This is a genomic window from Bordetella genomosp. 13, assembly GCF_002119665.1.
In the GTDB taxonomy this organism is placed as follows: Bacteria; Pseudomonadota; Gammaproteobacteria; order Burkholderiales; family Burkholderiaceae_B; genus Bordetella.
On sequence record NZ_CP021111.1, the window covers coordinates 4,908,561 to 4,926,156 of the forward strand.

At 68.9% G+C, this 17,596-nt stretch carries 14 protein-coding genes, 1 pseudogene and 1 riboswitch; of the genes and pseudogenes, 11 read left to right on the forward strand and 4 right to left on the reverse strand.

The window, feature by feature from the left end; all coding sequences use genetic code 11:
• Positions 1 to 62 precede the first annotated feature (62 nt).
• From fhuF to CAL15_RS22135, 4 genes and pseudogenes are all read left to right on the forward strand, one after another.
• Positions 63 to 881, forward strand: a complete 819-nt coding sequence (gene fhuF / locus CAL15_RS22120; RefSeq protein ID WP_157666712.1) for a siderophore-iron reductase FhuF — start codon at positions 63 to 65, stop codon at positions 879 to 881.
• 115 nt (positions 882 to 996) lie between these two features.
• A pseudogene (locus CAL15_RS22125) lies at positions 997 to 1,491 on the forward strand (methylated-DNA--[protein]-cysteine S-methyltransferase); the annotation flags it as partial.
• Between the two features lie 6 nt (positions 1,492 to 1,497).
• Positions 1,498 to 2,187, forward strand: coding sequence for a DNA-3-methyladenine glycosylase I (locus CAL15_RS22130; protein WP_086080466.1), 690 nt, complete (start codon positions 1,498 to 1,500; stop codon positions 2,185 to 2,187).
• Between the two features lie 34 nt (positions 2,188 to 2,221).
• The gene (locus CAL15_RS22135) at positions 2,222 to 2,917 is read left to right on the forward strand and encodes an antibiotic biosynthesis monooxygenase family protein (RefSeq protein WP_086080467.1); all 696 of its coding nucleotides are present in this window, start codon (positions 2,222 to 2,224) and stop codon (positions 2,915 to 2,917) included.
• Between the two features lie 27 nt (positions 2,918 to 2,944).
• Here CAL15_RS22135 and CAL15_RS22140 read toward each other — a convergent pair whose 3' ends face one another.
• Positions 2,945 to 4,060 (reverse strand): branched-chain amino acid aminotransferase, encoded by a 1,116-nt coding sequence (locus tag CAL15_RS22140; RefSeq protein WP_086080468.1) that lies wholly within the window; start codon positions 4,058 to 4,060, stop codon positions 2,945 to 2,947.
• A gap of 140 nt (positions 4,061 to 4,200) precedes the next feature.
• A riboswitch (TPP riboswitch) is annotated at positions 4,201 to 4,292 on the forward strand.
• Positions 4,293 to 4,360: 68 nt separating this feature from the next.
• Here CAL15_RS22140 and CAL15_RS22145 point away from each other — a divergent pair.
• From CAL15_RS22145 to CAL15_RS22175, 7 genes are all read left to right on the forward strand, one after another.
• Positions 4,361 to 5,443 (forward strand): LuxE/PaaK family acyltransferase, encoded by a 1,083-nt coding sequence (locus CAL15_RS22145; RefSeq protein ID WP_086081244.1) that lies wholly within the window; start codon positions 4,361 to 4,363, stop codon positions 5,441 to 5,443.
• The gene (locus CAL15_RS22150) at positions 5,440 to 6,900 is read left to right on the forward strand and encodes an acyl-CoA reductase (RefSeq protein ID WP_086080469.1); all 1,461 of its coding nucleotides are present in this window, start codon (positions 5,440 to 5,442) and stop codon (positions 6,898 to 6,900) included. Before CAL15_RS22145 ends, CAL15_RS22150 begins: the two co-directional genes overlap by 4 nt.
• Before the next feature lie 2 nt (positions 6,901 to 6,902).
• Positions 6,903 to 7,709, forward strand: coding sequence for an ABC transporter ATP-binding protein (locus CAL15_RS22155; RefSeq protein WP_086080470.1), 807 nt, complete (start codon positions 6,903 to 6,905; stop codon positions 7,707 to 7,709).
• Between the two features lie 107 nt (positions 7,710 to 7,816).
• The gene (locus tag CAL15_RS22160; protein ID WP_086080471.1) at positions 7,817 to 8,572 is read left to right on the forward strand and encodes an ABC transporter permease; all 756 of its coding nucleotides are present in this window, start codon (positions 7,817 to 7,819) and stop codon (positions 8,570 to 8,572) included.
• 20 nt (positions 8,573 to 8,592) lie between these two features.
• Positions 8,593 to 9,588 (forward strand): ABC transporter substrate-binding protein, encoded by a 996-nt coding sequence (locus CAL15_RS22165; protein WP_086081245.1) that lies wholly within the window; start codon positions 8,593 to 8,595, stop codon positions 9,586 to 9,588.
• A gap of 1 nt (position 9,589) precedes the next feature.
• The gene (locus tag CAL15_RS22170) at positions 9,590 to 10,369 is read left to right on the forward strand and encodes a 3-oxoacyl-ACP reductase (RefSeq protein WP_086080472.1); all 780 of its coding nucleotides are present in this window, start codon (positions 9,590 to 9,592) and stop codon (positions 10,367 to 10,369) included.
• Positions 10,370 to 11,262: 893 nt separating this feature from the next.
• A complete protein-coding gene (locus CAL15_RS22175) occupies positions 11,263 to 12,669 on the forward strand; it encodes an ATP-binding protein (RefSeq protein ID WP_157666713.1) in 1,407 nt (468 codons plus the stop codon).
• 15 nt (positions 12,670 to 12,684) lie between these two features.
• On the opposite strand, the gene CAL15_RS22180 is transcribed toward CAL15_RS22175, so the two are convergent.
• The 3 genes from CAL15_RS22180 to CAL15_RS22190 form a co-directional block, all read right to left on the reverse strand.
• Complete coding sequence (locus tag CAL15_RS22180; RefSeq protein ID WP_086080474.1) at positions 12,685 to 14,325, reverse strand: acyl-CoA synthetase; 1,641 nt, start codon at positions 14,323 to 14,325, stop codon at positions 12,685 to 12,687.
• A gap of 148 nt (positions 14,326 to 14,473) precedes the next feature.
• Complete coding sequence (locus CAL15_RS22185; protein ID WP_086080475.1) at positions 14,474 to 16,582, reverse strand: acetate--CoA ligase family protein; 2,109 nt, start codon at positions 16,580 to 16,582, stop codon at positions 14,474 to 14,476.
• Positions 16,583 to 16,610: 28 nt separating this feature from the next.
• Entirely contained in the window at positions 16,611 to 17,585 is a 975-nt protein-coding gene (locus CAL15_RS22190; protein WP_086080476.1) for a tripartite tricarboxylate transporter substrate binding protein, read from the reverse strand.
• Positions 17,586 to 17,596 lie beyond the last annotated feature (11 nt).

A 17,596-nucleotide genomic window follows, 5' to 3' on the forward strand; every position in this document is an offset into this window, starting at 1 on the left:
CAATGATGGAAATCCCGTGCAGGCCCCGTGCTACGCTCGTTTTCCCCGGCACGCAGGCGCCCATGACCAACGACCATACGCTGAAGCCGCTATATACCGGCCCGCTGCGCCATTTCCCGCCGGCGCGGATAGGCGGCGACCACGACCCGTCTATCGTTCCGCGCACAGAACTACTGCATGCGCAGCGCCTGTCTCAGCGCATCGGCGATTATGGCGACCACTGCGGATATCGGCGCCCCGACTCGCGAGCGCTCGCATCCGAATGGTCCAAACACTATTTCGTCGCTTTGATGGTGCCCGTGGTGGGCGCGAACCTGCTGCTGGGCCGCGATCTGCCGCTTAGCCCTCGTGAAACCGGCCTGGAGCTGGACGAGGACGGCCTGCCCGCGCGGCTGTGGTTCGCGCATGCGGGCAAGCCGCTGTCTTCCATGGCGGCGTTCGGCCGTTTCGACGCGCTGTACGCGCACCTGGAAGAAATGATCGCGGCCTTCACGGCCGCCTCCGGCGTGACTGGCAAGGTGCTGTGGAGCAATGCGGGCAACGTCTTCGAGCGCTTCGCGCGCGATATTGACCGGCATTGCCTGGCCGTCCCCGCCAGCGGCGCTCCGGTGCAGCAGGTGGTCGACAGCCCTGCCATGCCTGACGGCCGCCCCAATCCGCTGTTCCAGCCCGTGCGGTACGTGCGTGGAACCGCGACCAAAGACACGCTGCGCATCCGGCGGCTGTGCTGCATTCGCTATCTCTTGCCGCTGGATGAAGACGCGCGGTATTGCGGCTCGTGTCCCATCAGACCGGACAACCTGCCCGCCGTCAGGGCGGCGGGACCTTCACGGAAGACTTCGTCGTCCGTACGGCCGCCGGCCGAAGGCCCGGCCGATTGATCGGCGCGCGGAATTCGACCGCAAGAAGCCGGTTTCGGTGGGGCGGAGCCGCGCCTACACTGGCTTCCATGGCGCACGCTCGCGGGCGTATCCTCCACCGATCCAGGAGAGCACGATGTCTTATGTCTACAAGTTCATGACTTCGCCGGTCGGCCAGTTGAAGCTGGTCGCGCGCGGCGAGAAGCTGGCGGCCGTGCTGTGGGAGAACGACCGGCCCGACCGCGTGCGGCTGGGCGCGCTGCGGGAAGATGCGCGCCATGCCGCGCTGTGTCAGGCCGAGCAGCAACTGGCCGAGTACTTTGCCGGCAAGCGCGTGCGCTTCGACCTCGATCTGGATTTCGCCGGTACCGAATTCCAGAAGCGGGTGTGGCAGGCGCTGTTGACGATTCCGTATGGCCAGACGCGCAGCTACCGCGAGATCGCGGCGCAGATCGGCAATGCGGACGCCGTGCGCGCGGTGGGGGCCGCCAATGGCCGCAATCCCATTTCCATCATCGCCCCTTGCCATCGCGTGATCGGCTCGTCGGGCAGTCTCACCGGCTTTGCCGGCGGCCTGCAGGCCAAGGCGCTACTGCTGTCGCTCGAAGGCGCGCCACTGCGGATGGCGGCCTGAGGCATGAGGGCAGGCGACACAGCGAAACGCGGCAACGGCCGCGCGCCCGGCGCGACGCAGCCGTCCGCGAGGGCCCTGGCTGCAGCCGTGCAGGACAGCGGCCTGGTGATAGGCGACGACGGCTTGGCGCGCCCGCCATGGGCAGCCGTCGATCCCCTGCTGCGCGCTTACTACGACACCGAATGGGGCATGCCCGTGCGCGACGAACGCGGGCTGTTCGAACGCCTGGCGCTGGAGAGCTTCCAGTCCGGCTTGTCGTGGGCCACCATCCTGCGCAAGCGCGAGGCATTCCGCGCTGCCTTCGACGGGTTCGATGCCGATGTCGTCGCGGCCTACGGCGAGCGTGACGTGGCGCGCCTGCTGGCTGACGCTGGCATCGTCCGCAACCGCGCCAAGATCCTGGCCACCATAGGCAACGCCGCGGCCACGGTGCGGCTGCGGGCCGAAGGCGGCCTGGCGGACTTCATCTGGTCCTTCAAGCCGGCAGTCACGCCGGTGCCACGCACGCTGGCCGAGGTACCCACGGTTTCCGAGTCTTCAGTCGCGCTCAGCAAGGCCCTGCGCCGGCGCGGCTTCACGTTCGTGGGGCCGACCACCATGCATGCGCTGATGGAAGCCACGGGCATGATCGACACCCACTTGGTCGGCAGCCATCGCCGCGGCAGTTCGGGCGTATGGCCGCCGCAACGCTGACATCGCTCGCGGCCCCGCAAAGAGAGCTCCAACCATGTTTTCAGTCATGTTCGAAGTGCATCCCCGGCCGGAGCAGTGGGACGCCTACCTCGCCAACGCCAGGCTGCTGCGGCCCGAGCTCGAGCGGGTGGACGGGTTCATCGACAACGTGCGCTATCGCAGCCTGACGCGCGACGGCTGGCTGCTGTCGCTGTCGGGCTGGCGCGACGAGAAGTCGGTCGTACGCTGGCGAACGCAAATGAAACACCACATGGTGCAACAGCGGGGCCGCAGCGAGATCATGCTGGACTATCACCTGCGGGTGGGTGAGATCGTGTCGGATACGCAGCCGCCGCCGGGGTATACCCTGCAACAGCAGCGCCTGGACGAGACCGAAGTCGGAGCAGGCACGGCGATCGCCATGGTCGATGCGCGACGTTCCTCCGCGTGGACGAACGGCGCGAATGCGCAGGACATCGCCCGGATGCTGGGCCTGCGCGACGACATGCCCGGACTGGTTTCGTGGGACGTGCTGGACGCCGTGCTGGCGCCCGGCGACGTGATCCTGTTCATGTGCCTGAAGGACCAGGCCGCTGCGGAAGCATGTGTGCGGACGATGGCGCTGCCCGAGGGCGCCCGGCTGCGTACCGTGCGCGTGGTACGCGACTACGGGATGTACGACCGGCGCGAGGCGCCGCAGTATCACCCCGAGGCGCCCTCACGAAGCCGGCATACGCCGCCGGCTTCGTGAGGCAAAAGCCGCGGATGGCGGCCTGGCTCAGGCCAGGCGGGTCAGCCAGCCGTGGCGGTCGGCCACGCGGCCGTACTGGATGTCGGTCAGTTCCTGGCGCAGCGCCATGGTGAGCTTGCCGGCCGGCGCCGATTCGTCGCCCGCCACGAAGCCCGGGCCCTTCAGCGCGGCGATGGGCGTGACGACGGCGGCAGTGCCGCACGCGAAGGCCTCGGCCACCTGGCCGGAAGCCACGCCTTCGCGCCACTCGTCGATGGACACCTTGCGCTCTTCGACCTGATGGCCGCGGTCGCGGGCCAGCTGGATGATGCTGGCGCGCGTGACGCCCTCGAGAATGCTGCCCGACAGTTCGGGAGTGACCAGCGTGCCGTCCTTCATGACCAGGAAGACGTTCATGCCGCCCAGTTCTTCCAGGTACTTGCCCTCGAGCGGGTCGAGGAACAGCACCTGGGCGCAGCCGTGCTGGTAGGCCTCTTGCTGGGGCAGCAGCGAGGCGGCGTAGTTGCCGCCGCACTTGGCGGCGCCGGTGCCGCCCTTGGCGGCGCGCGCGTACTCGGTGGACAGCCAGATCGAAACCGGGGCCACGCCCTTGGCGAAATACGGACCCGCCGGGCTCGCGATGACGTAATAGGCCGCCCGATGCGCGGAGCGCACGCCCAGGAAGCTTTCATTGGCGATCATGAAGGGCCGGATATACAGGCTGGTCTCGGGCGCGGAAGGTACCCACGAAGCGTCCACGGCCAGCAGCTGCTTCAGCGATTCGACGAACAGTTCGGTGGGCAGCTCGGGCAGCGCCAGGCGGCGCGCCGAACGCTGCATGCGCTCGGCATTGGCCTGCGGACGGAAGGTCCAGATGGAGCCATCGGCGTGGCGGTAGGCCTTCAGGCCCTCGAAGATTTCCTGGGCATAGTGCAGCACCGAAGCCGCGGGATCGAGCTGCAGCGGGCCGTAGGGCACCACCTGCGCATCGTGCCAGCCCTTTTCCACGGTCCAGTCGATCGACACCATGTGATCGGTGAAATGCTTGCCGAATCCCGGATCGGCCAGGATGGTCTCGCGATCGGCAAGGGCCCGCGCCGCCGAGGAACGCGTCGTCTTGAACGGAATCGGGAAGGTGGCGGTGGGGGGCGTGGCAGTGCTCATTGGCTAGGCTGGCGGAAAGTAAGGGCTACGGGCCGGTGCGCCGCAAGGCGCGTCGGAGATCCTGGCAGTTTAATCCTTCTTGCTGTCTGATCCCTGGCGGACGGGTCCGGCAGGGCCGGCGCGCCGTTGGGGGTAAGATTGCATCTGCTCCGGGGTGCACGCCAGTGCTGAGATCAACACCCGCGAACTTGAACCGGCTCATACCGGCGTAAGAAGAGCATCTGCCTGCAGGGCCGCCGCTACTGGCAGCCCGCGTCGGTGGGCTTCGGAGCTTCCATAGACAGGAACCAGCGAACGCCCATGAACCACGCCGAGCCGCCGGTGGCGGACATACTCCAATTCATCGCACAGGACGGCTGCACCGACGCGCAGTTCGACGAACTGGCGCTGCGCCTGTTCGCCTACCAGTATGGCGCCAACCGCGCGTATCGCAGTTTCTGCCAGCGCCGCGGCGCCACGCCGCGCAGCGTGAAGACGTGGAGCGACATTCCGGCCGTGCCCATCGATGCCTTCAAGGCGATGGAGCTGCGTAGCGAACCGCCCTCGCCCACCGAGCGCGTATTCATGACCAGCGGCACCACGCGCGCCGACACGCGCGGACGCCATTTCCATCCGCGCCTGGACGTGTACGACCTGTCCATGACGCGCAACTTCGCGGCCCGTTTCATGCGGGGCGTGGCGCGCATGCCGATGGGCATCCTGTTCCCCGATGAGACGGCCATGCCGAACTCCTCGCTGGCGCACTATCTGGCGCTGGCCAAGTCCGAATTCGGCAGCCCCGAAAGCCGCTATTTCATGTCGCCGCAGGGCATGGAACTGGAAGCACTGTGGCAGTGGCTGGAAGAGGCGCAGCGCCAGGGCCAACCTCGCGCGCTGCTGGGCGCCAGCTATGGCTTCGTGCACGTCATCGATGCGCTGCGCAACGACGGACGCAGCTTCCGCCTGCCCGAAGGCAGCCGCATCCTGGACACGGGCGGCTACAAGGGCCAATCGCGCGAGCTGCCGCTGGACACGTTCTATGACCAACTTTCCGAGCTGCTGGGCGTGCCGCGCGAGCGCTGCATCAACATGTACGGCATGACGGAACTCAGCACGCAGTTCTATGACGACGGCAACGCCACCGTGCCTTCCGTGAAGTCCGGACCGCACTGGATCCGCTCGCGCCTGGTCGACCCCGCCACGGGCGCCACGGTGCCCGCCGGCGAACGCGGCATCCTGGCGCATTGCGACCTGGGCAACTTCAATTCGGTCAGCACGATCCTCACCGAGGACGTGGGCCTGCCGGCCGACGGCGGCTTTCTGCTGCTGGGCCGCGCGGAAGGCGCGCAGGCCAAGGGTTGTTCGCTGGCGGTTGAAGAATTCATCAAGTCGGCGACGCCATGAACGCGCGCAGGATCGAGGCGGGCTATCTGCCGGGACTGGCGGCCGAAGAGGTGCAATGGCAGGTGCTGCCCTTCGCGCAGGACGGCCAACGACTCGAAGTGGCCGTGCCGGTGCTGTCGGCCGTGCAGATGCAGGCGCTGGCCGAACGCGTTCGGCGTGCCAGCGCAAAGCATCTGCAGGCCATGACGGTGTCGCAGATCATCGACGTGATCGACCGCGCGACCGCCCGGCTGCTCGACCGCGACGATCCCTATCGCCAGCAGGCGGACGCCTTGCTGCCCATCGTCAGCGGTTATGACGCCGAGATGGTTTGCCTCGGCCTGACGGGGTTCTTGAAGACGTTCCGCGCGCCCCAGCTGCATCGCTTCGTGGCCGAGGACTTCCCCAACCCCAAGGTGCTGGACGGCTTCCAGCCGGCGGCCAAGGGCGGCGCGGTGCGCGCCTACGGCCCGCGGCTGCTGGTGCACAGCTGGGCCGGCAACGTGCCCGCGCTGGCGTTGTGGAGCCTGGTCTGCGGCCTGCTGGTCAAGGCGGGCAATGTCGGCAAGCTGCCCAGCGCCGAGCCGCTGTTCGCGGGCTGGTTCGCACGGCTGCTGGCCGAGGTGCACCCGCCGCTGGCCGACTGCCTGGCCGTGGTGTGGTGGCGCGGCGCCGGCGGCGACGATGCCGAGGCGCTTTATGCGCAGGCCGACGCGGTGGTGGCTTACGGCGGCAACGAGGCGCTGCAGGCCATCCAGCGTCGGCTGCCGGTGACGACGCGCTTCCTGGCGCACGGCCACAAGCTGGGCTTCGGCGTGGTCGCCGCGCAGGCGCTGGACGCCGCGCGCGCGCCGGCCCTGGCGCGCCGCGCCGCGTGGGACGTGGCGCGCTACGACCAGCAGGGCTGCTATTCGCCCCACGTGTTCTACGTGCAGCGCGGCGGCACGGTGTCGTCGCGCGACTTCGCCGGCTACCTGGCCGCCGAGCTGGCCAATCTGCACCGGCGCTACCCGCGGCGCGTGCTCGAGCTGGAAGAGTCCGCGGCGGTCGCGAAATGGCGCCAGTCCATCGAATGGACGCTGCCGCCAGGAGCCGACGACGCCCTGATGGGCGAACCCGCCGACGCGTGGAGCGTCGCCTACACCGACACGCCGAAAAGCCTGGCGCCGACCGCGCTGCAACGCTGTATCGTCGTCGCGGCCGTCGACACCCTGGACGAGGTGGCGCCGGCCGTGGCCGGTCTGGGCGCCTATCTGCAGACCGCCGGCGTCGCCGCGCCGCCGGAAGATCTGTATCGACTGGCCGGGCAATTGGGCGCGGCAGGCGTCACGCGCATCAGTGCCCTGGGCGCCATGAGCACGCCGGAGGCCGGCTGGCACCACGACGGCCGCTTCAATCTGCTGGACCTGGTGCGCATGACCGAGATCGAGCTGTCGGCCGAGGCGGCCGCCGAACCGCTGGCGCCATACGAACCATGAGCATGAGCGTGGAAAGCGGTCTGCGGGACGGATACCGGGATACGGCGCATGCGGATGCGCCGGCGCCCTTTCTCGACATCCGACGCGTGACGTATGCCTATGCGGGCCGGCCTCCCATCGTGGAGAACATAGACTGGCGGCTGCACGCTGGGCGCTTTCACTGCCTGGTCGGCCGCAGCGGCTGCGGCAAGACCACGCTGCTGAAGCTGGCCGCCGGCCTGCTCGCCCCGCGCTCGGGCCGCATCGTGCAGCGCGACGGCACGCCGGTCGCCCCCGGTCCGCAGCTGGGTTATGTGTTCCAGGCGCCCACGCTGCTGGAGTGGCTGCGAGTGATCGACAACGTGCTGCTGCCCGTGTCGCTGCAGCGCCGGCCCGTGGCCGCCGACATCGACCGCGCGCGCGAACTGCTTGCTCTGCTGGGGCTGGCGGATCGTGCGCACGACCATCCGCGGCAATTGTCCGGCGGACAGCAAAGCCGCGTGGCGCTGGCGCGGGCGCTGATCCTGGCGCCTGCGCTGCTGCTGCTGGACGAGCCCTTCGCGGCGCTGGACGCGATCACGCGCGGCGAGCTGCAGGACGACCTGATGCGCATGTGCCGCATGGGCAATACCACCGTGCTGTTCGTCACGCACGACATCGCGGAGGCGGTCTACCTGAGCGATCGGGTGGGCGTGATGCGGCGGGGCCGCCTGGTGGCGGACATCCCGGTGATGCTGTCCTCGCCGCGCACCCAATCGATGCGCCACGGCGCAGACTTCAATCGATACTGCGCGCAGGTGTACGACGCGATGGCGGGAAGCGAGCCATGAGCCGACAGCATCGCCTGATGGAACACCGCTCCGACGCGGGGCATGAAAGCGCGTCTACACCGGCCACCGAGGGGCACGGGTATGGCAGCGCAGCGCCCAGGCGCTCGATGGCCGCCGCGCGCGTCCTGGCCGCGGCGCTGCTGGTGGTGCTGCTCGTGGCGTGGGAGCTGACCGTGCAGCGGGCCGGCATCTCGGCGCTGGTGCTGCCGGCGCCCACTGTGGTGGCCCGCACGCTGTGGAACAGCCTGGCCACGGGCTATCTGTGGCCGCACATCGGCACGACCGTGGCCGAGATGCTGCTGGGCCTGGCGATGGGCGGCGCGGCCGGACTGGCGATCGGCGTGCTGCTGGCCGAATCCGCCCTGCTCGACCGCGTGCTCAAGCCCTACGTCATCGTCAGCCAGGTGGTGCCCAAGCTGGCGCTCGCGCCGCTGTTCGTGCTGTGGTTCGGGTTCGGCATGATGCCCACCATCGTGATGACCGCGCTGATCTGCTTCTTCCCGTTGATGGAGAACACGCTTACCAGCCTGCGGCAGGTCGATCCGAATTCATTGCAGCTGTTCCGCATGCTGGGCGCCTCGCGCGCGCAGACCCTGCTGCGCCTGAAGTTGCGCGCCGGGCTGCCGGGCATATTGGCCGGCCTGCGCGTGGCGCTGGTGCTGGCGCTGGTGGGCGCGGTGGTGGGCGAGTTCATCGGCGCCAGCCGCGGCCTGGGCGCCGTCATCATCGCCGCCCAGGGCATGATGGACACGCCGCTCATGTTCGCCGCGCTGACGGCCATCGCCGCCATCGGCCTGCTGTTCTATCAGGGCACGCTCATGCTGGAGCGGCGCCTGCTGCGTCCTTACGCCGATCATCCATGACACACCTCAAGACCTCCGCCATGCTTCAGTCTCCCGCCCGCCGCGCCTTGATGGGCGCGGCCGCCGGCCTTGCCGCGTTGTCCATCGCGCCTGGCGCCCGCGCCCAGGCCGCGGCGCTGGGCAAGGTCACCGTGGCCGGATGGAGCAAGCCCATCTCAGAGATCACCAACCTGCTGGCCGAGCCCGACAAGGGTTTCTTCAAGGCGCAGGGGCTTGAGCTGGTCTACCTGCCCGGGGCGGGCGGCGGCGACGCCATCCGCAACATCCTCAGCGGCCAGGCCGACGTGGCCTTCACCGATCCCGGCTCGTTCTTCATGGCGCTGGACAAGGGCGAGCGGCTGCGCGCCATCTACGACATCTATCCGCAGAACGTCTTCAACGTGGTGTCGCTGAAGTCGGCCGGTATCGCGCGCCCCGCGGACCTGAAGGGCAAGCGCATCGGCGTCTACAGCCTTTCCAGCGGCACCCGCCAGAACCTGCTGGTGATGCTGCATCAGGCGGGCCTGACCGAAGCCGACGTCGAGATCGTGGTAACGGGCGTGCTGAACTTCGCGCCCCTGCTGCAGGGCCGCGTCGACGCCACCGCGGCCACCGACACGGGTCTGCTGGTGGGCCGGCGCCGCGGACTGGGAGAAGTGAACGTGATGAACGTACGCGACCATATCAACGTTTCCAGCGACGTGTTCGTGGTGCGCGAACAGGTGCATCAGCAGAAGCAGGCCATGCTCAAGGCCTTCCTGAAGGCATATCGCGACAGCGCCGCGTGGATGATCGCCAATCCGGAAGAGGCCGCGACGCTGGCGCTGAAGCGCGCGATCGACGGCACCGACCGCGAGGTGAATCTGGAGGTGATCCGTTTGCGCAACGCCGCCACGGTGGCGCCCGGGCGGGCGCTGGGCGCCTTCGACCTGCCGCTGCTGCAGAAGGCGGCCGATGCGTATCGCGAATTGGGACTGATCCAGCGCCCCATCGACATGGCCAGCGTGGTCGACGCCGGCCTGCTGCCCGGAGCGTGACATGAGCGCAACGATGAAATTCACGGGCAAGGTCGTGCTGGTAACCGGCGCCAGCCGCGGCATCGGCGCCGAGATCGCGCGCGCCTTCGCGCGCGAAGGCGCGACCGTCGTCGTCAATTACCTGAGCAATGCCGCGGCCGCGCAGGAGGTCGTGGCGCAATGCCAGGCCGCGGGCGGCGACGCCTGGGCCGTGCAGGCGGACGTCGGCTCGCACGGGGCGGTGCGCGCGATGGTCGACGGCATCGTGCTGGAGACGGGCCGTCTGGACGTGGTGGTCAACAATGCCTTGCGCGCGTATGCCTTCGATCCGCGCCGGCGTACGGCTTTCGATAGCCTGCAATGGCAGGACTATCAGCAGCAGTTCGACGGCGCGGTCGGCGCGGCATTCAACGTGTGCCACGCCGCCTTGCCGCATTTCAAGCAGCGAGCCCAGGGATGCATCGTCAATATCGCCACGAATCTAGTGGAGCACCCGGTGGTGCCGTATCACGACTACACGACGGCAAAGGCGGCGCTGGTGGCGTTCAGCCGCAATCTGGCGGCGGAGCTGGGGCCGTTCGGGATACGGGTGAATTGCGTGGCGCCGGGGCTGGTGTATCCCACGCAGGCCAGTGGCGCGACACAGGAGTCGTTCAGGGAGTCGCTGATCGCGGCCACGCCCCTACGAAGGATTGCGCAGCCCGAGGATGTGGCCGGGCCGGTGTTGTTCCTGGCGTCGGAGTGGAGCGGGTTCATGACGGGGCAGGTGTTGTTCGTGGATGGCGGGCTTGTGATGCGGTAGGGGCGGATGCGTGGCGGCCATGGGGTGCTGGTGTACGCGGTAGGTATCTGGGTTCTACGGGGTAGGTATCTGGGTTCTACGGGGTAGGTATCTGGGTTCTTCAGGCGCCTGGTCCATGACTGCGGATTCTCGTCCTCGCGCTGACGCGCTGCGGGCGCGAACCCTCCGCCATGGACCAGGCTCGAGAAGCTCGATGCCTCGGTCGTATCCGCCTGCCCTTGTGACGTCATTCGCTTGGCCCGGGCCAAGTTCAGCAGGTGCATCTCCAGGACGACGTTGAGTCACGTCGGACGCGAAAGCGCGACATTTCCGGCACGGTGGCGGCCGCATGAATACACGGGCTGTGGCCAAATCACCTATACGAGAAATGGTGGTTTGGCCGTTCGCGGATCGAGCATGCGCAGAATGGCCATAGCCGCCAGCTGCATTATTGGCACCATACGGGTCCAACCGCGCGCAGCGCCTCTTCCGTGAATGCAGCCCTTATTACACGCACATTACCGATATACCGGTATTTGTCATAGCCGGATTCGGCCACTGAAAAGCGGAATATCGCGAAACGAACGGAAGGACGCCGCACTGCCAAAACAGCCACCACGTCACTCGGTTCGGTATTTCCCAATGACATCGAATCCCAACTGAAACAATTTGGCCGGACGATACATAGACCAGTCCGATATTCTGTCGAGGGCGCATACAAAAGGCACCGCAATAACAATCGTGTCAGTACCGCATTATTCGACTCCATAATCATGCCTTTTCCGCACCGCTCGCATCTGCCGATCCACAGCCGGCTGCACATATCGGCCTTCGCATTCCTTCCCACCGCCGGCGACGCTCTCGATTCCAAGCGCGGCCCGCGCTGCGCGCGACACCGCTGAGCGCGTCACACCGTGACGAACGAGGCCGGCAGGCCCGCGCGCCGCGCCTCGTGCGCGCGAGCCGGCAGGAACGGCATGGTCGCCGCGCTGTCGCTGCTGACCACATTCGGCATGGGCTGGAAGCTGGGCAGGCGCGCCGCCGCGCAGGCCGAGACCCTTGCCGCCGCCCCGCGAAATCCCGACCCCCTCGCCCTGGCGGCGCACGAACTGCGCACTCCCCTCGGCGGCCTCATCGCCGTACTTGACGCCTTGCAGCATGAAGCCGCCACGCCCCGCCAGCGGCGCCTGGTCGAACTGGGGCAGATGGCAGGGGCGCACCTGCATCGCCTGCTCGGCGACGTGCTCAGCTCGACCGCGCCGCCGCATGCCGGGGCGAGCACCGAGGCCTTCGACCTGCACACGCTGTGCCGCGACACGCAGGGCTTCTGGAACGAGAGCGCCCGCGGCAAGGGGCTGCGGCTGGAGCTGACGCTCGACCCCGACGTGCCGGTCAGGGTGTGGGGCGATCCGCTGCGTCTGCGGCAGGTGCTTTTCAACCTGCTGGCCAACGCCATCAAGTTCACCGCCACCGGCGGCGTGTCGCTGCGCGTGCGTCGGCAGCGCGCCGACACGGCCATCATGCGCTTCACTGTGGAGGACACCGGCATCGGCATCCCCGCTGGCGAGCAAGCCCAGCTGTTCCAGCCGTTTCGCCAAGGGCTTGCCGCCAGCCAGGGCGGCTACGGTGGTTCGGGGCTGGGCCTGGCCATCAGCCGCGGCCTTGTGCAGGCGATGGGCGGACGCATCGCCCTGCACAGCCAGCCCGGCGTCGGCACCAGCGTCACGGTGGACCTGGTTCTGCGTCCCATCGAAGGCGCATGGGACGCGCGGACGTCGCCCGGGCCGGACGGCGGCCGCCGACACGAGGCCAGGCGGCACGACGATGCACCACTGGGCCGGTCGTCAGCCCTTCTGAACCGCGATGACCGCGAAGCCTCGATGGACGGCCCGCATGCGAAGCCTTCGTCGGACCGAGCGCACGAACTTCGCCTGGGCAGGCTGGTGCTGCTTGCCGAAGACAACCCGATCACCCGCGAACTGATGGGCCTGCAGCTGACGCAGCTGGGCTATGCCTGGGACAGCGCCTCGGACGGCCTGGAAGCATTGCGCATGCTGCGGGCCAGGCAGTATGGGCTGCTGCTGACGGACATGCGCATGAGCGGCATGGACGGCCCGGCGCTGGCGCGCCATATCCGCCGCGCGGGCCTGCACGACGTTCACGGCCGGCCGCTGCCCATCGTCGCGCTGTCGGCGGAGCCGCCTGCCCGAGCCGCCTCCGCGACGCGCCGCGCCGGCATCGACGCCTGGCTGACCAAGCCCGTACCGCAAGCCGCGCTGGCGGCGTGCCTGCGACGTTGGCTGCCGCCCGTGCAAGCGTGAGGGCGCCGGCGCCCATCAGGCGCCGGGCACTCCGCCCAACCGGAAAGCCTGATCCCGCAGCACGTACTTCTGGATCTTGCCAGTGGAGGTCTTGGGCAGCGGACCGAACACCACGGTGCGCGGCACCTTGAAGCGCGCCAGCCGTTCGCGGCAGAACGCGATGATGTCCTCCTCCTTGGCGTCGCGTCCGTCCTTCAGCGTGACGAAGGCGCACGGCGTCTCGCCCCACTTCGCGTCGGGCCGCGCCACCACGGCCGCTTCCAGCACGTCGGGGTGCCGGTACAGCACGCTCTCGACCTCGACGGTCGATATGTTCTCGCCGCCCGAGATGACGATGTCCTTGGCCCGGTCGCGTATGGCGACATAGCCGTCCGGGTCCACCACGCCCAGGTCTCCCGTATGGAACCAGCCTCCCGAAAATGCCTCCGCGGTGGCCTGCGGATTCTTCAGATACCCCTTCATCACGCTGTTGCCGCGCACGACGATCTCGCCCATGGTCCGCCCGTCGGCGGGCACCGGCCGCATGTCGGCATCGACGACCGCCGTGTGCTCGACATTGATCTTGCGCACGCCTACACGGGCCTTCAGCGCCGCGCGCCGCTCCAGCGGCAGCTCATCCCACTCGGGATGCCAGGCGCAGCCCATGGACGGACCATAGGTCTCGGTCAAGCCGTACTGGTGGGACACCTCGATGCCCAGCGCGTCCATCGCCTCGATCACCGCGGCCGGTGGGGCGGCGCCGCCCGTCACGACCTGTACGCGATGCTGCGCGGGCCGCCGCACGTCTGGCGCGGCATTGACCAGCATGTTGAGCACGACCGGCGCGCCGCAGAACAGCTCGGCGCGATGCCGATGGATCGCGTCGAACACCTGCGCCGCCTCGACCTTGCGCAGGCAGATGTTCGTGCCCGCCACCGCGGCCACCGTCCACGGAAAGCACCAGCCATTGCAATGGAACATGGGCAGTGTCCACAGATAGCGCACGTGCGGCGGCACATTCGTGGCCAGCACGTTGCCCATGGAGTTGAGATAGGCGCCTCGATGGTGATACAGCACACCCTTGGGGTTGCCGGTGGTGCCCGAGGTGTAGTTCAGGCAGATGGACTGCCATTCGTCTTCCGGCCACGCCCAGGGCGCCTCGGGATCGGCCGCGGCCAGCCAGCTTTCGTAATCGGCGTCGCCCAGGTCCCCGTGGGGGCCGGCGAAGCCGGAGTCCTCAATGCGCACCACACGCGGCGGTTGCGGCAAGCGCGCCACCACGTCCGCCACCAGGCCCGCGTACTCGCTGTCATACAGGAAAACGCGCGCCTCGCCGTGCTCGAGGATGAAGGCCAGCGTGGCCGCGTCCAGCCTGGTGTTGAGGGCGTTGAGCACCGCGCCCGCCATGGGCACGCCGAAGTGCGCCTCGTACAGCGCCGGCGTATTGGGCGCCAGTATCGCCACGGTCTCTCCGCGCTTCACGCCATCGGCCGCCAGTGCCGCCGCCATGCGGCGGCAGCGCTCATACGTGCGAGCCCAGGTCTGCGTGCAGGCCCCATGAATGAGCGCGAGGCGGTCGGGATACACCCGCGCCGCGCGCTCGATGAAGCCCAGTGGAGTCAACGGGACATGGTTGGCGGCGTTGGGCGCCAGGTCGTCCTGCACCGCATGCGGCATGGCTGTCTCCTTGTAGGTATGGACGGGGCCTGGGGCAGCGCCGCGGCCCATGGCGGCTGCTTCGGCCGCCGACCCAGTGTAAGCCGGCGGGCGCCGCGCGACGAACTCTTCCCCGCATCGGGCGGCGTCATGCATCGACCTGCCTGGCTTATCCGGCCGGGCTGCCCGCTGCACGTTCCACCAGCGCATCCACCGCCACCACGCCCAAGCCGTCGGCGCGCACGCGCACGGGGTTGATGTCTATGGATCGCAACGTTGTCCCCGCGGCCAGTGCGGCCTGACCCAAGGTCACGGCCATGGCGGCCAGCGCCCGCGCATCGGCCGGCGGCTCGCCGCGCACGCCTTGCAGCAGCGCGCCGATGCGCAGGCTCCGCAGCCTGCGCAGCACCTCGTCCTCGTCGAAGGGCGGCACCAGCACCGCCACGTCGCCCATGGCCTCGACGTACTTGCCGCCGGCGCCCACCAGCACAACCGGCCCGAACACCGGATCCACATTCACGCCGAGCGCGCACTCGTGCAGCGCCGGCTGCATGGGCGCCACGATCCAGCCTTCGGCGCGCACGCCGAGCCGCTTCAGCGTGGCCGATTGCGCGGCCACCGCCTCGCGCACGCGCGTTTCGCTGTCCAGGCCCAGCGCCACCAGGCCATGTTCGGACTTGTGCGGCAGCTGCGCCGCGCACGCCTTCACGGCCACCGCCGTACCCGCGGCGCGCCAGGCCTGCACGGCGGCGTCGGCATCGGAGCACAAGGTATGCGGCATCACGGGCAGGCCCTGCGAACCGAGCCACGCCAGGCTCTCGGCTTCCGACAGGAAGGGATCCGATCCCGCGGGCAGCGGCGCGTCGGGCCTTGCGGGCCAGTTCACGGGTGTCCGGCTCCAGCGCTGCCGCAGGTCGGCCAGCGCCGCCAGCGCGCCCATGGCCTGTTGCTCGTCGTCCAGCACGGCGATGCCCTGCTCGCGGAAGGCGCGGGCCACCGGTTCCTGCCAGGCCACCACGGCCACCGGCCGCGCCGCCTCGCGGCTGAACGCGGCGGTGTCGCGCGCGAACGCGGCCACGTCGTAGCCGCGGCCGGCTACCGGTATATCCACCACGAACATGTCGGCCGCGGGATCGCGCCCGATGATGGGCAGCACGTCGCCGAACAGGCCATTGTTGGACAACAGGGCCGCGGTGATGTCCACCGGGTTGTCGGTGGTGGCGAAGCCGGGCAGGCGCTGCGCCAGCGCCTGCTGTGTGGATGCCGCCAGCGAGGCCACTTCCAGTCCCGCCTGATGCGCGGCATCGGCGGCCAGCACGCAGCTGGCGCCCGAATTGCTCACCACGACGACGCGGCGCCCGGCCGGCAGCGCGCCACGCATGGCCAGCTCGGCGTAGCGGGCCAGTTCTTGCGGATCGCGCGCGCGCAGAATGGCGTGGCGATCGAAGAAGGCCTGCACGGCACGGTCTTCGTTTGCCAGCGCGCCGGTGTGCGAGGCCGCCGCGAGCGACCCGGCCGGCGTACGGCCGGCCTTGACCGCGATCAGGGGCACGCCCCGCTCGCGCGCCTTGGACGCCGCGGCGGCCAATTGGCCGGCATCCCGCAGCGACTCAAGGTACAGCAGCACGGCGCGCATGTCCGGATCGTCCAGCACGGCGTCGGCCAGTTCCGCCACCGTAACGTCCGCCTCGTTGCCCGTGGCGTGCATGTGGCGCACACCGATGCCTCGCTGGCGCAAAAGGCCGTACATCATGGCGCTCATGCCGCCGCTCTGGCTCAGCACAGCGACGGGCCCGTCTTCCGGCTCGACCTCCAGGAACATGGTGGAGAAGCAGGCAATGGCGCCGTTGCCGAAGTTCGCCATGCCCTGCGAGTTCGGTCCCACCACGCGCATGCCCGCCGCCCGTGCGCGCTGCGTCATGCCGTCCTGCAGCGCGCGGCCGGCCTCGCCGGTCTCGGAGAAGCCGGCCGCGATGACGATGGCCGCGCCCACGCCCATGGCGGCGCATTGGTCCACGGCCTGCACCGCCTGCTCGCCCGGCACTGCGACGATGGCCAGGTCGGGCACGTCCGGCAGGTCCGACAGCCGCGCCCATGCGGTCTCCCCCTGCACCGTCGCGCGCTGCGCATTGATGGGGTAGATGCGGCCGCCGTAGCCGTGCCGCTTCATGTAGTAGATCGGCCGTCCGCCGATCTTGTCGGGGTTGTCCGACGCGCCCACGATGGCGACGGATGCCGGCGCCAGCAGGCTGCCCAGGCCGCGTTGCGTTGCTGCCATGAATACTCCTGGTTGTCGCGAAGGTCCGTCAATTGACGGTGGCCCCCGAGGATTTGACGACTTCCGACCATTTGCCGATCTCGGTGTCGACGAACTGGCCGAATGCGGCCGGCGTCGTCCAACTGGCTGCGAAGCCTTGCGCGGCGAACTGCTGCTGCACCTTGGGCTGGGCCAGCACCTGCTGCAGCGCCTTGTTCAGCTTCTGCACCACGTCGTCCGGCGTACCGGCCGGCGCCAACAGGCCATTCCAGGCCACGGCTTCATAGCCCTTCAGTCCCGCTTCGCGCAGCGTGGGAATGTCGGGCGCCGCAGGCGAACGGTCGGCGCTGGTGACGGCCAGGGCCTTCAGCTTGCCGGCCTGCACGAACGGCATGGCCGAGAGCATGGTGTCGAACATCACGTCGGCCTGCCCGCTCATCACGTCGGTCAACGCGGGCGCGCTGCCGCGGTACGGCACGTGAGTCATCTTCGTGCCGGCCATCGCGTTGAACAGCTCGGCGGACAGATGCGTGGACTGGCCGTTGCCCGAGGAGGCGAAACTGAGCTTGCCGGGATCGGCCTTGGCCATGGCGATCAGTTGCGCCGGCGTCGAGGCCGGCAGGTTCGGGCGGGCCACCACTACGAGCGGACCCTTGGTCAGCAGCGACACCGGCGCGAAGCTTTTGCGCGTGTCGTATTCCAGGCTCTTGAACAGCGACATGTTGATGGTGTGCGCCGTGGTGGCCACCAGCAGCGTGTAGCCGTCGGGCGCGCTGCGCGCCACCATCGCGGCGCCGATGTTGCCGCCCGCGCCTGACCGGTTGTCCACCACCACCGTCTGCTCGAGCAGGCCGCCCATGCCCTGCGCGACCACGCGCGCCACGATGTCGGTAGGTCCGCCGGGCGGATAGGGCACCACCAGCGTCACGGGCCGCTCGGGCCAGCCGGCCGCGCCGGCGCCGCCCGCCCACAAAGCTATGCACAGGACGGCCAGGCGCCATCCACCAGTCTTCGTATGCCGCATATCGTTGTCTC

Coding starts and splice junctions, on each gene's coding strand:
- CAL15_RS22140 (WP_086080468.1), bottom strand. CDS start 4,060: ATGAGCACTGCCACGCCCCCCACCGCCACCTTCCCGATTCCGTTCAAG.
- CAL15_RS22130 (WP_086080466.1), top strand. CDS start 1,498: ATGAGGGCAGGCGACACAGCGAAACGCGGCAACGGCCGCGCGCCCGGC.
- CAL15_RS22145 (WP_086081244.1), top strand. CDS start 4,361: ATGAACCACGCCGAGCCGCCGGTGGCGGACATACTCCAATTCATCGCA.
- CAL15_RS22185 (WP_086080475.1), bottom strand. CDS start 16,582: ATGGCAGCAACGCAACGCGGCCTGGGCAGCCTGCTGGCGCCGGCATCC.
- fhuF (WP_157666712.1), top strand. CDS start 63: ATGACCAACGACCATACGCTGAAGCCGCTATATACCGGCCCGCTGCGC.
- CAL15_RS22155 (WP_086080470.1), top strand. CDS start 6,903: ATGAGCGTGGAAAGCGGTCTGCGGGACGGATACCGGGATACGGCGCAT.
- CAL15_RS22190 (WP_086080476.1), bottom strand. CDS start 17,585: ATGCGGCATACGAAGACTGGTGGATGGCGCCTGGCCGTCCTGTGCATA.
- CAL15_RS22180 (WP_086080474.1), bottom strand. CDS start 14,325: ATGCCGCATGCGGTGCAGGACGACCTGGCGCCCAACGCCGCCAACCAT.
- CAL15_RS22150 (WP_086080469.1), top strand. CDS start 5,440: ATGAACGCGCGCAGGATCGAGGCGGGCTATCTGCCGGGACTGGCGGCC.
- CAL15_RS22170 (WP_086080472.1), top strand. CDS start 9,590: ATGAGCGCAACGATGAAATTCACGGGCAAGGTCGTGCTGGTAACCGGC.
- CAL15_RS22165 (WP_086081245.1), top strand. CDS start 8,593: ATGCTTCAGTCTCCCGCCCGCCGCGCCTTGATGGGCGCGGCCGCCGGC.
- CAL15_RS22160 (WP_086080471.1), top strand. CDS start 7,817: ATGGCCGCCGCGCGCGTCCTGGCCGCGGCGCTGCTGGTGGTGCTGCTC.
- CAL15_RS22135 (WP_086080467.1), top strand. CDS start 2,222: ATGTTTTCAGTCATGTTCGAAGTGCATCCCCGGCCGGAGCAGTGGGAC.